Origin of the sequence: Larkinella sp. C7 (assembly GCF_006149005.1) — a bacterium.
GTDB lineage: Bacteria > Bacteroidota > Bacteroidia > Cytophagales > Spirosomataceae > Larkinella.
On record NZ_VBSL01000297.1, the window covers coordinates 1 to 305 of the forward strand.

Annotated in this window: 1 protein-coding gene; it reads right to left on the minus strand. The window is 43.9% G+C overall.

Translation table 11 applies throughout. The features are described 5' to 3' along the window. Positions 1-35: 35 nt before the first annotated feature. The coding region (locus FH871_RS35485) for a hypothetical protein (protein WP_305036642.1) at positions 36-305 on the minus strand (270 nt) is incomplete at its 5' end.

The window sequence follows — 305 nt, forward strand, 5'->3', positions numbered from 1 at the left end:
ACTTGTCCATTATAACATACTTTATTCAATCTTGCCTAGTCTGGTAGAGTGACATTTGGAGCATTTTTGCGAATCATCAGGAGACCATCACTGATTGGCAGGAGGCTGGCTGTCAAATCTGGATTATTCAAAGTAGCATCCATCAATCTCTGTAGACCACGGTAAATGGTCCGCTGACCTCGCTTGACTTCTAAAATAGGTTTGACCAAATCGCCTCCTTGGAAGACATCATCAATAACGATGACGCCACCAACTTGCAGGCGTTTCAAGACCTGGGGTAAGAAAACAATGTACTTGGACTTGGC